The organism is Gemmobacter sp. (assembly GCF_046292685.1).
GTDB lineage: Bacteria > Pseudomonadota > Alphaproteobacteria > Rhodobacterales > Rhodobacteraceae > Wagnerdoeblera.
This window is the reverse complement of sequence record NZ_JBKBQM010000064.1, coordinates 1-13,656: the sequence shown is the minus strand read 5'-3', so window position 1 is coordinate 13,656 and position 13,656 is coordinate 1. Positions and strand designations below refer to the sequence as shown.

Sequence of the window (13,656 nt, the reverse complement as noted above, 5' to 3'; positions counted from 1 at the left end):
CTGGGGTTTGCGGGGGGTCCCCCCCCCCCCCTGTGGTGGGGGGGGGGGGGGGGGGCGCGCCCCCCGGACCCCCGGGATATTTGAAGACAGAAAATGCCTACGTTTCGTCAGTCCACCGATTTCAGGAACTGTTTCAGGCGGTCCGAGCGCGGGGCGCCGAACAGGATTTCGGGGGGGCCTTCCTCCTCGATGCGGCCATTGTGCAGGAACACGACGTGGTTGGCCACCTCGCGGGCGAATTTCATCTCGTGGGTGACGAGGATCATGGTGCGGCCTTCGGCGGCAAGGTCGCGGATGACGGCCAGCACCTCGCCCACCAGTTCGGGGTCGAGCGCGCTGGTCGGTTCGTCGAACAGCATGGCGCGCGGTTCGATGGCAAGCGCCCTGGCAATGGCGGCGCGCTGCTGCTGGCCGCCCGACAGGAAGGCCGGGTATTGCGATTCCTTGTCGGCAAGCCCCACCCGCGCCAGCAGGCGGCGGGCGCGGTCGATGGCTTGATCCCTGGGAGTGCCCAACACATGCACCGGAACCTCGATCAGGTTTTCCAGCACGGTCTTGTGGGTCCAGAGGTTGAATTGCTGGAACACCATGCCGAGCCGGCGGCGGATGCCTTCGATCTGGCGGCGGCTGGCGGGGGCGCCGTCGGTGCGCATGGCAACCTCCTCGCCGCCGATGACGATGCGGCCCGAGGACGGTGTTTCGAGAAAGTTGATGCAGCGCAGCAGGGTGGACTTGCCCGAGCCCGACCCGCCGATGATGGCCACCACATCGCCTTCGCGGGCCAAGAGATCGACTCCTTTCAGCACTTCCAGCGATCCGAAGGATTTGTGCAGCGCCTCGACCCGGATCGCTTCGGGACTTCGGCCTTGGGTTTCGGGGGGGATCAGGACACTCGTATCACGCATCTGGGGCTCCGGTTGGCCACCCTTGCAGTCAAGCGCGGCGCCTGCAATTATGCAAGCGTATAATTGCGAAGGGGCAAGGCGTGGCCGAGCGGCGATCGTTCCAGCGGGCAGGGCAAGAGGTTCGACGGCGCGACCTGCTGGCGGCGGCGCTGGATACCGTGGCCGAGGCGGGGCCCGAACGGGCCACCGTGCGGGCCATTGCGGCGCGCGCGGGTGTGACGCCCGGGCTGATCCGGCATTACTTCGGCAGCAAGGAGGCGTTGCTGGCCGAAGCCTGGCAAAGCCTGATGGCCGGCATGGCCGAAGCCGGCGATGCCGGGCTGGATGCCCTGGCCGACCCGGTGGACCGGCTGGCGCGTTTCGTGGGCGCAAGCCTGCGCCCGCCGGTGGTCGATGGTCGGGCGCTGGCGCTGTGGGCGGGGTTCCTGCACCGGATGCACGGGGATGCCGTGCTGACGGCGGCGCACAAGGCAGGATACCTCGGCTACCGCGACCGGCTGGAGGCGCTGATTGCGGCCTGCGGTTTGCCGGCGCCGCGCGACAAGGCGATTGCGGTGAATGCGCTGGTGGATGGGCTGTGGCTGGAAGCCTCGGCCTTGCCCGGGGCTTTCGCCGTTGGGGAAATCGAGCGGATCGGCCTGGCCGCGGCGGGCCGGATCCTGGGGTTGGATCTGGATCGGGCAGGGGGATGACATGCGCTATGCGACGGTGACGGAACGTCTGGCGGGCCTGGGCGGGGCGAAGTGGGAAATCCACGCCCGCGCCCGGACAATGGCGGCGGCCGGGCGCGATGTGATCGAACTGACGATCGGCGAACCCGACGTGCCGACGCCGCCCGGCCTGGCCGAGGTGGCGGCGGCGGCGATGCGGGCCGGGCGCACGGGCTATTCCAACGGGCGCGGGGAGCCCGCGCTGGTGGCGGCGCTGGCGGCGCGCTATGCCGCGCGGCGGGGGCGGGCGATTTCGCCGCGGCAGGTCATGTGCTTTCCGGGCACGCAGACCACGCTTTATGCGGTGCTGAGCGCCCTGGTCGAGGCGGGCGACGAAGTGCTGGTCGGCGACCCGATGTATGCGACCTACGAAGGCCTGGTCCGCGTGACCGGCGCCACGATGGTGCCAGTGCCGTTGCGCCCCGACCGCGGGTTCCGGCTGGATGCCGCCGACCTGGCCGCGCGCATCACGCCGCGCAGCCGGGTCGTGCTGCTGAACACGCCTCATAACCCGACCGGCGCCGTGCTGGGGCGCGACGATCTGGCCGCGATCTGTGCGGTGGCGGCGGCGCATGACCTGTGGGTGGTCTGCGACGAGGTGTATGAGGATCTGGTGTTTCCCGGGGTGGTCTTTGCCTCGCCGCTGGATCTGCCGGAGTTTGCCGACCGGGTGGTCGTTGCCTCGTCGATCTCGAAATCCCACGCCGCGCCGGGGTTCCGGTCGGGCTGGTGCGTGGGGCCCGAGTCGTTTTGCGACCGGCTGCTGCCTCTGGCGGAAACGATGCTGTTCGGCAACCAGCCTTTCATTGCCGACATGACGGCGGCGGCGGTTTCTGCGCCGTCGCCGGTGGCGGCAGACATGGCCGCGCGGCTTGCGCGGCGCGCCGGCCTGATCCGCGACCGGCTGCACGGGGTGGCGGGGCTGGCGGTGAACCGGCCGCAGGCGGGCATGTTCGCGCTGCTGGACGTGCGTGCCACGGGCTTGAGCGGCACTGCCTTTGCGGCGCAGTTGCTGGAGGTGGCCGGCGTGGCCGCGATGCCGGGCGAAAGCTTTGGCGCGGGGCTGGGCGGCTGGCTGCGCCTTGCGCTGACGCAGGACGATGCGCGCACCGCCGCCGCCTGCGACCGCATCGCCGGCTTTGCCGCCGCCTTGCGGGGGGCGGCATGAGCACGGTCGGGCAGGCGCTGGTCGCCGGGCTGGCGGCGCGCGGGGTGGATTGCGTGTTCGGCATTCCCGGCGTGCATACCATCGAACTTTATCGCGGGCTGGCGGGCAGCGGCATCCGGCATGTGACCCCGCGGCACGAACAGGCTGCGGGCTTCATGGCCGACGGCTATGCGCGCGCGACCGGGCGGCCGGGCGTGGCGCTGGTGATTACCGGGCCCGGGGTGACCAACGCCTTGACCGCGCTGGCGCAGGCGCGGGCGGATTCGGTGCCGGTGCTGCTGGTGTCGGGGGTGAACGCAAGGGCAAGCATCGGGCAAGGGTTGGGGTTCCTGCATGAAATGCCCGATCAGGCCGGCATGGTGCGCAGCCTGTGCCCGACCTTTCGGGTGACCGAGCCGGCGGCGCTGGGGCGCTGTCTGGCGCAGGCCTGGGCTGCGATGACCGAAGGCCGGCCGGGGCCTGCACATCTGGAAATCCCGCTTGATGTCATGGGGTTGTCGTCGGAACCCGAAGTGTTGCGCGAACTGCCTTGCCCGCGCCCGGTCGATCCCGCCGGGCTCGACCGGGTGGCGGCTGGGCTGGCCCTCGCGCGGCGGCCGGTGATCCTGGCGGGCGGCGGTGCCGCGCGGGCCGAGCCGGGCTTGCGCGCGCTGGCCGAGGCGCTGGACGCCCCGGTGATCCTGACCAGCAATGCGCGCGGCCTGTTGGCCGGGCACCCCCTGTCGGTGCCGTTTTCGCCGAGCCTGGCGCCGGTGCGCGACCTGATCCGCACCGCCGATGGCGGGGTCGTGGCGGGGTCGGAACTGGGGCCGACGGATTGCGACATGTATGCCGTGGGCGGCTTTCCCGATGTGGCGCATCTGGTGCGGGTGGATGTCTGCGCGGCGCAGGTCGCGCGGCACCCCTGCCGGGCGGGGCTGGTCGGCGATGCGGCGGCGGTGCTGGCCGGGCTGGCGGCCCGGGTGCCGGCGCGAACGGGCGACGGGGCCGCGCGGGCGGCGGAGGCGCGGGCTGCGGCGCGTGCGGCCTTGCCCGCGCTGCACCCGGCCTTTCCGGCACAGCTTGCCCTGCTGGAGGCGATGCGCGATGCCTGCCCCGATGCGCGCATCGTGGGCGACAGCACCCAGCCGGTCTATGCCGGCAACCTCGGGTTTCAGGCCGGGGCGCCGGGAGGCTGGTTCAACGCGGCGACCGGGTTCGGCGCGTTGGGCTATGGGGTGCCGGCCGCCAATGGCGCGGCCATCGGCGACCCGGGGCGGCCGGTGATCTGCCTTGTGGGCGACGGTGGCTTGCAGTTTTCGGTGGCCGAGCTGCGCACGGCGGCGGACGAGGCGCTGGATGTGACCTTCGTGGTCTGGAACAACGCCGGCTACCGCGAGATTGCCGAGGCGATGCAGGCGGCCGGAGCCGCGCCGATCGGGTGCGACCCGACGCCCTTGCGGCTGGAGCCGCTGGCCGCGGCTTGCGGGGTGGGCTTTGCCTCGGTCCCGGCCGAGCCCGAGGCGCTGGCGGCGGCCTTGCGCGCGCCGCGCCGCGGCCCGCGGCTGATCGAGGTGTGCGCGGGCTGAGCCCGCGCCCTGCGGCGGCGCGTGCCGCGCCACCCCTTTCGTCTCGCCGCCCGGCGGGGCCGGTCGGCTCGGGTCGGCCTCCGGCGGGGATATTTGCGGCAAGGTGAAGCGGGGGGTGTCGCCTTTGCGCGGCGGGTGTCGCGGCTGGGGCTGGACAGGGCGCGGGCTTGGGGTATCTCGCGTCAGGCAGAGGGCAAGAGGTGCAGCGCATGGCGGTGTTTCTGGGGATCGACACGGGCGGCACCTATACCGATGCCGTGGTCGTCGATGCGGCGCAGTCGGCGGTGCTGGGCAAGGCCAAGGCGCTGACCTCGCGCCCCGATCTGTCCGTCGGCATCGCCGGGGCGATGGCGGCGGCGCTGGCGGGCTCTGGCACCGACCCGGCAGAGGTGGCGCTGGTGTCGCTTTCGACCACGCTGGCCACCAATGCGCTGGTCGAAGGGCAGGGCGGCCGGGTGGCGCTGGTGGCGATCGGGTTCGATCCGGCGGACCTGACCCGCGCCGGGCTGGCCGAGGCGATGCAGGGCGACCCGGTGCTTGCGGTGACGGGCGGGCACGAAGCCTCGGGCGCCGAGGCTGCGCCGCTGGACCTTGCGGCCTTGCGCGAAGGTCTGGCGGGTTTGCCCGACGGGCTGGCGGGCGTGGCGGTGGCGGGGCGGTTTGCGGTGCGCAACCCGGCGCACGAGCTGGCCGCGCGGGCGTTGGTGGCCGAGGTGACGGGCCTGCCAGCGACCTGTTCGCACGAGCTGTCGGCCCGGCTGAACGGGCCCAAGCGCGCCTTGACGGCGGTGCTGAACGCCCGGCTGATCGGGATGATTGCGCGGTTGATCGGGGCTTGCGAGGCGCAGATGGCGGCGCAGGGCATCCGCGCGCCGCTGATGGTGGTGCGCGGCGACGGGGCCTTGATCTCGGCCGCGCAGGCGCGCGAACGGCCGATCGAGACCATCCTGTCGGGGCCGGCGGCCAGCATCGTCGGTGCCCGCTGGCTGACCGGCGAGGCCGATGCGCTGGTCAGCGACATCGGCGGCACCACCACCGATGTCTGCCTGTTGCGCGGCGGGTTGCCGATGATCGACCCGGCCGGCGCCCGGGTCGGCCGGTTCCGCACGATGGTCGAGGCGGTGGCGATGCGCACGACGGGCCTGGGCGGCGACAGCGAGGTGCATGTGGTGGCCGAAGGCCTGGCCGGTGGCCTGCGTCTGGGCCCGCGGCGGTTGATCCCGGTGTCGTTGCTGGCGGCCGAGGCGGGGGGCGTCGTTCATGCCGCGCTGGACGCCGCCTTGACGCGCGAGGTGCCGGGCGAAGGCGATGCCCGCTTTGCCTTGCGCCTGGTGCCGCAGGCGGCCGGGCTGACGGGCCGCGAGGCCGAGGTCTTTGCCCGGCTGGGCCGCGATCCGGTGCCGCTGGGCCAGGTGTTGCGCAGCCGGCTGGAACATGCCGCGCTGGACCGGCTGGTGGCGCGCGGGCTGGTGATGCTGTCGGGGGTGACGCCTTCGGACGCGGCGCATGTGCTGGGGCGGCTGACGGTCTGGGATGCGTCGGCGGCGGACAAGGCCTTGCGGCTGATGACCCGCCGGCGCAACGGGGCGGGGCAGCGAATCGCGCCGGATGCGCCGGGGCTGGCACAGGCCATCGTCGACCAGTTGACCGCGCAGACCGCCGCCTGCCTGCTGGAGGCCGCCCTGGCTGAAGACGGGTTCGGCGCCGAAGACCCGGCGGCGCTGGTGGCGCACCCCTTGTTGCAGGCCGCCGTGCGCGGCCATGCGGGGGCCTTGCGCCTGTCGGCCACGCTGGGGGTGCCGGTGATCGGGCTTGGCGCCTCGGCGCCCAGCTATTACGGCGCGGTGGGCGATGCCCTGGGGGCGCGGATGATCCTGCCGGAACATGCCGGCGTTGCCAATGCCATCGGTGCCGTGGTGGGGCAGGTGGCGATGCGCGCCAGCGGGCTGGTCACGAGCCCCGCCGAAGGCCGCTTTACCGCGCATCTGGCCGAGGGGCCGCAAGGCTTTGCCAGCCGCGAGGCCGCGCTTGCGGCGCTGGAGGCGGCCCTGACCGCCACCGTGACCGCACGCGCCCAGGCCGCAGGCGCCGAAGACCTGCGGATCGAGGTGACGCGCGATCTGCGCGAAGCCGAGATCGAGGGCCGCAAGATGTTCATCGAGGCCGAGGTCACGGTCACTGCCTCGGGTCGCCCGCGGGTGGCCCATGCTGCGATTTCCCCTTGACGGCCCCCGCGCCCGGGCTTAGTCAGCGCGCCAGTGGCTAGGTAGCTCAGCTGGTTAGAGCACGTGACTCATAATCACGGGGTCGGGGGTTCGAGTCCCCCCCTCGCCACCAACTTCCCTATCCCCCTTCGATGGTCCGGGCTGCCGGGCGCGCGATGGTCCGGCCTGTAAAGCTGGCCTGCCTGCGGCACCGGTGCTCCGGGCTGTTTCCGGCTGCCGTTGCGGCGGCTGGCTCGGTGGTGTCGCGCCGGGCCGTCGGCATTGCTGACCGAGGATCAAAAAACTAGGCCTTCTGAAATAAAAAGAGAAAGTAAATACTGTTTACAAAAAAAGTCGAATCGCTTCTAGCGTAATGCGGCAAAGCAGGTGATGCCGCTGCGGCAACTCCATTGGCCATCAGGCCCCGCAGTCGGGCCGCGATGCTGAAAGGCGGCCCCGCCGCCGAAGAGCGGGTGGTGTCGCTGGTGCGGGCGGGCAACCGCTACATCTCGCGCTTTCTGGGTGATCTCATCACTTGCCAGCCGCTGCTGTTGCCGGTGCGGCACGGCAAGCCTTCGGAGTTTTCCGGCGAGATCGGCCACGTCACGACGCTGGGCGCGCTGTCGCGCGGCGACGGCGACGAGGCGGCCTGTTACAACACCCGGCCTCTGGATGCGTTGCAGCAGGAAATGCTGCGCGACAGCGAAGCAGGCGAAAGGCAACAGGCGGCTGCCTCGAGCGGAGACCGACTTCGCACCGGCGCAGCCCTTTACCGGATCAGCGGCCACCGACAAACCTGCACGCCGCGCCAGCACGCCCATGGATGCTGTCCCGTGGAGTGGTGTGGCTGGCGCTGATCGTCGCCGTGTTGCTCGGGGCGGGACTGCTTGATCGACTGGAACGCATTCTTTGCCAGCTCGACGCCGATGATGCCAAGTTCCATCAAGGATGCCCTCGCCTTCAGCTTGTGATCCAATACCCCAAGCCTGGCGCACCGCGATGCCGTCTGCGGAGCACGGCATTCATCCCATCTCTGCAAAAAATCCCAACTTTTCAATGCAAAACCTCTCAGCTGACCAACTGCTGCGGCAGAAACTCGCTGTCAGAGACACAGCAACTGCTGTCTCATCCAGATGGTCTGCGGATCGGCATCGTTGCGGCGGTGCCAGAAGGCCGAGACGGGAAAGCGGCGCACCTCCAGCGGAGGTGTCGCGGTGACAAGGCCGAAGCCGGGGGCGAAGGCCTGCGCCACGCGGGCGGGCAGCGTGACCAGCGCACGCGAGGCGGCGACGGCGGCCAGGGCGGGCAGGAAGGCCGGAAGGCCCAGCACCACGCGGCGGGCGCGGCCCAGGACGGCCAACTGGTCGTCCACCACGCCGCGCAGATCGCCGCCGGGCGAGATCAGGACGTGGTCGGCGGCACAATAGGTGTCGAGGTCGAGCGCAGGCGCATCCGGCAGCACCTCGGGCCGGGCGGCGACCAGAAAGCCCTCGTCGTAAAGCCGTTCGCGGCAGATTGTTTCGGGGGTCTCCCAGACATAGCCCAAGGCCAGATCGGCACGGCCTTCGGCCAGCGCCTCCATCGCGGCCGTGCGTCCCAACGGCAGGACCGTCAGCGTCAGCCCCGGCGCGCGGGCGCGCAGGCGGGCGGCCAGCGGCGGGATCAGCACCGCCTGCTCGGCATCGAGCGCCGCGATCCGCACCAGCCCCGTCGCTGTGCCCGGGTCAAAGGCACGCGCAGCCCCCAGCGCGCCGCGCAGGGCATCGACCGCCGCCGCCACCGGTGCCTCCAGCGCCAGGGCGGTTGCGGTGGGGTCCATCCCGTGCGGGCGGCGCAGGAACAGCTCGTCCCCGAAGATGTCGCGCAGGCGTTTCAGCGACTGGCTGATTGCCGACTGGGTCAGGCCCAGGTCAGCCGCCACGTCCAGCGCCTTGCGGTGGCGCAGGAGGCCGAGGAACACCAGCAGCAGCGTCAGATCCAGCCGGCGGAGTTCGGATGTGCTTAAGTCAGACATGAGTCTTATTCGTTACCATTTCTTTCGTTGCTCGCATATCTCCGTTTCAACGAATGAAGCAAGAGGAAAGACAGATGCGGATCGCGATCATCGGCACCGGCAATGTCGGCGGCGACATCGCCCGGGGGCTGAGGGGCAAGGGCCACGCCGTGACCCTTGGCGCGCGCAACCCGGACGATGCTGAGGTGAAGGCTCTCGCCGCAGAGACGGGCGCGGGCGTCGCCTTTCCCGCAGAGGCGGCAACACGCGCCGATCTGGTGATCCTCGCGCTGCCCTGGGGCGTGGCCGAAGGCGCGGTCAAGGCGCTTGGCGACCTTTCGGACAAGGTGGTGATCGACTGCATGAACCCCTTGGGGCGCACCGCCGCCGGTATGGGGCTGACCATCGGGCACACCACCAGCGGCGGCGAGATGGTCGCGGGCTGGCTGCCGGGCGCGCAGGTGGTCAAGACGCTCAACCAGGTCGGCGCCGAGATCATGGCGCAGAACGCCCATTTGCCGCATCGCCCGGTGATGTTCATGGCGGGCGACAATGACGCCGCCAAGGCGCAGGTCGCCGAGATGCTGACCGACCTCGGGTTCGAGCCGCTGGACGCGGGCGACCTGACCAAGGCGCGCCTCTTGGAGCCCTTCGGCATGGTCTGGATCAACCAGGCCCTGTTCCGCGGCAAGGGCCGCAATTGGGCCTTTGCGGCGGTGGAGGGCTGAGCGATGACCCTTGCCAATACCCATATCCTGATCGTCGGCGGCACAAGGGGCATCGGCCGGGCGACCGCCACGGCCGCGCTGGCCGCAGGCGCGCGCGTCACCGTCACCGGGCGCAGCGCCGCCAGCGTTGATGCGCGGCCCGAAGGCGCGGCGGGCCTAGTGCTCGACTTCACCGATACGACCTCGGTCGCGGCTCTGGCCCACGGCATCGGCGCGGTCGATCATCTGGTGCTGTCGGCCTCGGACGCCGTCGCCTGGGGCCCCTTTGCCGAGGTGACCGAGGACGCCCTGCGCGCCGCCTTCGACGCCAAGTTCTGGGGCTACTGGCGGATGGTCCGGGCGCTGGCCCCGCACCTGCCCGCCAGCGGATCGGTGACGCTGGTCACCGGGGCGGCGGCGCGGGCGGCCTTGCCCGGTACCTCGGGTCTGGCGGCGGTGAACGGCGCGCTCGAGGCGATGGCGCGGGTGCTGGCGGTAGAGCTGGCGCCGCGCCGGGTCAACACCGTCTCGCCCGGCATGACCGCGACCGAGGCTTATGCGGGAATGCCCGAGGCCGCCCGCGACGGCATGTTCGCCGCCACCGCCGCCCGCCTGCCCGCAGGCCGGATCGGCGCGCCCGAGGATATCGCGCAGGCGATCCTGCTGGCGGCCGCAAACCCCTTCCTCACCGGCGCCACGCTTGACGTGGACGGCGGCGCGCACCTGGCGCGGTGACTTTTACCCCCTCAAGGAGACACAACATGACCCTGACCCGCAGAACCTTTCTTGCCGCCGCGCCCGCCGTGGCCCTGACCGCAGGCAGCCTGCCCCTTGTCACCCGCGCCCGCGCCGATGCCCCCGCCGCCGCCCCCGGCAATATCCTGATCGTGGTCGCGAACGAGATCGCGCATCCGACGATGGGCTTTCCGCTGGGCTTCTGGGCGGCGGAACTGACGCACCCCTATGCCGAACTGGTGGCCCACGGCCATGCGATCACCATCGCCAGCCTGCAAGGTGGCAAGGTGACGGTGGATGCCTATTCCGACCCGCGTCATGCCTCGGGCTATTCGGCGCAGGACTTCGTCTCGCTGGGCTTCCTGACCTCGCCGAAACATGCGCCGCTCTTGGATGCCACGGCCGCGCTGGCCGACATCACCCCCGCCGATCACGCCGCGATCATCGTCGCGGGCGGGCAGGCGCCGATGTTCACCTTCCGCGAGAACCCCGCGCTGCAAGGGCTGATCCGCGCCTTCTATGATGCGGGCAAGCCGACGGCGGCGCTGTGCCATGGCGTCTCGGCGCTGGTGGACGTGAAGCTCGACGACGGCAGCTATCTGATCGCGGGCAAGACCGTGACCGGCTTTTCGGCGGCCGAGGATGCCTATGTCGATCAGGTGCTGGGGGCGAAGCTCTTCGACTGGTGGGTGGAACCGGCGATGCGCGAGCGCGGCGCGAATTACACCGACCGTGGCATGTGGGCCAACTACGCCGTGGCCGACGGCAACCTGATCACCGGGCAGCAGCAGAACTCGGGCGGCTCGGTGGCGCGGCTGATCCTCGAACAGCTCGCATCCTGAGACAGCGCCGGTCCGGCGGCCCGACTGCCGCCGGACCCGTGGCACACCGAACCTGTTCACATCCTGAGACGAGGCCATGACCCAGACCCTTACCGCCACCTGCCATTGCGGCGCCGTGCGGCTGACGCTGCCTGCGGAGGCGTCGGGCGTGATGGCCTGCCACTGCGGCGACTGCCAGAAGATGCACGGCAATTTCAACGCCTTCGTCGCCGCCCCCCGCGAGGGCATCGGGATCGAAGGCGAGGCCGCGCTGGTCTGGTATCAGTCCTCGCCCGCCAGCCGCCGCGCCTTCTGCGGCACCTGCGGCGCGCGGGTGGTCAAGGAACAGCCGGGGCGCTGGCTGGTCTCGGCCGGGCTGATCGACGGGCCGACAGGGCGGCATCTGATGCGCAACCTCTGGGCGCAGTCGAAACCCGACTGGTATGCCCTGCCGGAGGTGCACCATGAGTGATCCCGTCACCATCGTCGTGCGCCGCAAGGTGAAACCGGGGCGCGAGAAGGATTACGAGGTCTGGCTGGAACGCCTGACACGCGGGGCGGCGGAGAATTTTCTGGGTTACTTGGGTGCCGAGTTCCACCGCCCCGCTTCCCCCGGCGGCGAGTATCGCAGCGTGTTCCGCTTCGACAGTCTGGAGCATCTGGAGGTGTTCGAGCGGTCAGGCTTTCGGCAAGCGATGCTGGCCGAGGCCGCGGACCTCTTCGCCGCCGATGCCGCCTGGCAGCGGATGACCGGGCTGGAGTTCTGGTTCGACCCGCCGCCGGGCACCAAGGTGCCGCAACCCAGCCCGCACCGCATGGCGCTGGTGCTGATCGCGGTGGTGTTCTGCCTCGTGCTGATTCTCAACCTCACCCTCGGCCCGCTGATGACCGGCTGGCCGCTGGCGCTGCGCGTGCTGGTGACCGTCACCATCCAGGTCGGGCTGATGACCTACGTCATCATGCCGCGTCTGACGCCACTGATCGCACGCTTCATCTACCCCTCCTCCAAAACCCTCTGAAAGGATTGCCAAATGTCTGCCGCCATCGACGTGCACACGAAGAAGAAAGTCCTGATGATCGCCGCCAACCCCGGCACCTCGCCCACCACGGGCTGGCCTGTCGGCTTCTGGTGGGCCGAGCTGACCCACCCCTACTGGACCTTTACCGAGGCCGGTTACGAGGTCGAGATCATCAGCGCCAAGGGTGGCGATCTGGTCGCCGACGGCTTCTCGGACCCCGAGGATGCGTCGGGTTATTCGGCGCACGACGTGATCTCGCTGGGCTTCAAGAAGTCGGAAAAACACGCCGCCCTCCTGAAGGGCACCAAGTCCATCGCCGAGGTGGACCCGACCGCCTATGACGCGATCTTCCTTGCCGGCGGCCAGTCGCCGATGGTGACGATGATCGACGATGCCGCCCTGCACGCCTTTGTCGCCAAGGCCTATGAGGCGGGCAAGATCGTCTCGATCGTCTGCCACGGCACCTGCATCCTGCTGAAAACCCGGCTGTCGAACGGCGACCTGCTGGTCAAGGGCAAGACCTGGACCGGGTTCGCCAACAGCGAAGAGGCCTTCGCCGATACTTTCGTCGGCCAGAAGATCCAGCCGTTCTGGATCGAGGAGGAGGCGAAGAAGATCGAAGGCACCAACTTCGTGGTCAATTCGATGTTCAAGCCCTTCGCGGTGCGCGACGGCAACCTGATCACCGGCCAGCAGCAGTTCTCGGGCGGCGCAGCGGCGGAACTGGTCGTCGCAACCCTCGGCCGCTGACGGCCCGTGTGCGCGAGGGGAGGCGGGGTCCGGCCCGCCCATGATCTCCCGCCGCTTCCTCCTCTCCACCGCGCTGGCGCTTGCGCTGGTGGCAGCGTGCGGGATCTCGCGCAGGCCGGCGGCGACGGCGGGCTGCATCGACTTGGGGAAGTGGTTGAGGACGTTCGACATCTTGTGGAACCAACAGCGCTGGTGGCGGGTGCCTGGGAAGACCTCGTCCTGCGCCTTCCAGAACCCCAGCGCCGTCACCCACGGCCAGCTTCGGGGGCACCCCGAGCCCGCGGGCCTTGAGGTCGCCCCGCAACGCGCGCCAGCGCCGGGCGCTCTCGCGCACGCCGACCTGGCAGCCGAGCCGTTCCTTGCGGCCCTCGGGCGTCGCGCCGATCACGACCGGCATGCATTCGGCGGTCGGCTCCATCCGGGCCTGCAGGTAGACCCCGTCCGCCCGGATGCAGACGTAGCTGCGGGCCGAGAGATCCCGGCGCAGCCAGCGGTCGTAGTCCTGCTGCCAGCCCGCCATGAGGCGCGATATCACGCCCGGCGGCGACAGGTTCGGCGCGTCCGGCCCCAGCTGCGCCGCCAGGGCCTCCTGGAAATCCCCGCTCGACGCGCTGCGCAGGTAGAGCACCGGCAACAGGGCGTCGAGGCTGCGCGACTGCCGCACCCACCGCGGCAGAGGGTCGGGGTGAAGCGGAGCCTCTTTTCGGCCGGCACGTCGGTGGCGCGGTCGCGCACCTTGTGCCGCTGCACCGGCATGGCGCCGATCCCGGTCTGGATGGTCCGCTCGGGGCCGGTGCCGTGGTGGACGACGCGCTGCCGGCCATCGGGCAGACGCGCGTCCGCGACACTGGCGACAAAGCTCGCCGCTTCCGCCCCGGCGCCGCGGCCAGCATCTGGCGCGCGCTCTCGCGGGCAATCTCGGTCGGCGGGCCGAGGATCGTTCCGGGCTGGTGGAGCGCGGTGATCGTGGTATCGTCCGTCACGGCGTATCGCTCCTCCGGGAGGTTCTGGCAGGCTTCGACACCCGCCACGATACGCCGCCATCTCTGGCCCCATCACCCATGTTCGGTCATGGC

13 protein-coding genes, 1 tRNA gene and 1 pseudogene are annotated in these 13,656 nt (G+C 70.6%); 12 read left to right on the top strand and 3 right to left on the bottom strand.

Features of this window, described 5'->3' with window-relative positions:
- Nucleotides 1-107 precede the first annotated feature (107 nt).
- The gene (locus tag ACK4S2_RS14240) at nt 108-905 is read right to left on the bottom strand and encodes an ABC transporter ATP-binding protein (protein WP_409625732.1); all 798 of its coding nucleotides are present in this window, start codon (nt 903-905) and stop codon (nt 108-110) included.
- An 80-nt stretch (nt 906-985) separates the two neighbouring features.
- On the opposite strand from ACK4S2_RS14240, the gene ACK4S2_RS14235 reads away from it, so the two are divergent.
- The 6 genes from ACK4S2_RS14235 to ACK4S2_RS14210 all read left to right on the top strand — a co-directional run bounded on the left by ACK4S2_RS14235 (nt 986) and on the right by ACK4S2_RS14210 (nt 7,412).
- On the top strand, nt 986-1,597 hold the full coding sequence (locus tag ACK4S2_RS14235) for a TetR/AcrR family transcriptional regulator (protein ID WP_409625729.1): 612 nt from the start codon (nt 986-988) through the stop codon (nt 1,595-1,597).
- 1 nt (nt 1,598) lies between these two features.
- Nucleotides 1,599-2,783, top strand: coding sequence for a pyridoxal phosphate-dependent aminotransferase (locus ACK4S2_RS14230; protein ID WP_409625726.1), 1,185 nt, complete (start codon nt 1,599-1,601; stop codon nt 2,781-2,783).
- Nucleotides 2,780-4,351 carry a 5-guanidino-2-oxopentanoate decarboxylase gene (locus ACK4S2_RS14225; RefSeq protein WP_409625723.1) on the top strand — a complete coding sequence of 524 codons (1,572 nt, stop codon included), beginning with the start codon at nt 2,780-2,782 and terminating at the stop codon, nt 4,349-4,351. The genes ACK4S2_RS14230 and ACK4S2_RS14225 overlap by 4 nt, the downstream gene beginning before the upstream one ends.
- 209 nt (nt 4,352-4,560) lie before the next feature.
- Complete coding sequence (locus ACK4S2_RS14220) at nt 4,561-6,576, top strand: hydantoinase/oxoprolinase N-terminal domain-containing protein (RefSeq protein WP_409625720.1); 2,016 nt, start codon at nt 4,561-4,563, stop codon at nt 6,574-6,576.
- 35 nt (nt 6,577-6,611) lie between these two features.
- Nucleotides 6,612-6,688 (top strand) — tRNA-Met (locus tag ACK4S2_RS14215).
- 307 nt (nt 6,689-6,995) lie between these two features.
- Nucleotides 6,996-7,412: a hypothetical protein gene (locus tag ACK4S2_RS14210; RefSeq protein WP_409625718.1), complete on the top strand. Its 417-nt coding sequence runs from the start codon at nt 6,996-6,998 to the stop codon at nt 7,410-7,412.
- 245 nt (nt 7,413-7,657) lie between these two features.
- Here the strand turns inward: ACK4S2_RS14210 and ACK4S2_RS14205 are convergent, their stop codons facing one another.
- Nucleotides 7,658-8,569 (bottom strand): LysR family transcriptional regulator, encoded by a 912-nt coding sequence (locus tag ACK4S2_RS14205; RefSeq protein ID WP_409625715.1) that lies wholly within the window; start codon nt 8,567-8,569, stop codon nt 7,658-7,660.
- Between the two features lie 74 nt (nt 8,570-8,643).
- On the opposite strand from ACK4S2_RS14205, the gene ACK4S2_RS14200 reads away from it, so the two are divergent.
- From ACK4S2_RS14200 to ACK4S2_RS14175, 6 genes are all read left to right on the top strand, one after another.
- Nucleotides 8,644-9,276 carry an NADPH-dependent F420 reductase gene (locus tag ACK4S2_RS14200; RefSeq protein ID WP_409625712.1) on the top strand — a complete coding sequence of 211 codons (633 nt, stop codon included), beginning with the start codon at nt 8,644-8,646 and terminating at the stop codon, nt 9,274-9,276.
- A gap of 3 nt (nt 9,277-9,279) precedes the next feature.
- Nucleotides 9,280-9,990 (top strand): SDR family oxidoreductase, encoded by a 711-nt coding sequence (locus ACK4S2_RS14195; protein WP_409625709.1) that lies wholly within the window; start codon nt 9,280-9,282, stop codon nt 9,988-9,990.
- Between the two features lie 26 nt (nt 9,991-10,016).
- Entirely contained in the window at nt 10,017-10,832 is an 816-nt protein-coding gene (locus tag ACK4S2_RS14190; RefSeq protein ID WP_409625706.1) for a type 1 glutamine amidotransferase domain-containing protein, read from the top strand.
- A gap of 76 nt (nt 10,833-10,908) precedes the next feature.
- A complete protein-coding gene (locus ACK4S2_RS14185) occupies nt 10,909-11,283 on the top strand; it encodes a GFA family protein (protein ID WP_409625703.1) in 375 nt (124 codons plus the stop codon).
- Complete coding sequence (locus tag ACK4S2_RS14180; protein ID WP_409625700.1) at nt 11,276-11,830, top strand: antibiotic biosynthesis monooxygenase; 555 nt, start codon at nt 11,276-11,278, stop codon at nt 11,828-11,830. The genes ACK4S2_RS14185 and ACK4S2_RS14180 overlap by 8 nt, the downstream gene beginning before the upstream one ends.
- 12 nt (nt 11,831-11,842) lie before the next feature.
- Nucleotides 11,843-12,580 (top strand): type 1 glutamine amidotransferase domain-containing protein, encoded by a 738-nt coding sequence (locus tag ACK4S2_RS14175; protein WP_409625697.1) that lies wholly within the window; start codon nt 11,843-11,845, stop codon nt 12,578-12,580.
- A 69-nt stretch (nt 12,581-12,649) separates the two neighbouring features.
- Here the strand turns inward: ACK4S2_RS14175 and ACK4S2_RS14170 are convergent.
- Nucleotides 12,650-13,611: pseudogene (locus tag ACK4S2_RS14170) on the bottom strand (transposase); the annotation flags it as partial.
- Between the last annotated feature and the right edge of the window lie 45 nt (nt 13,612-13,656).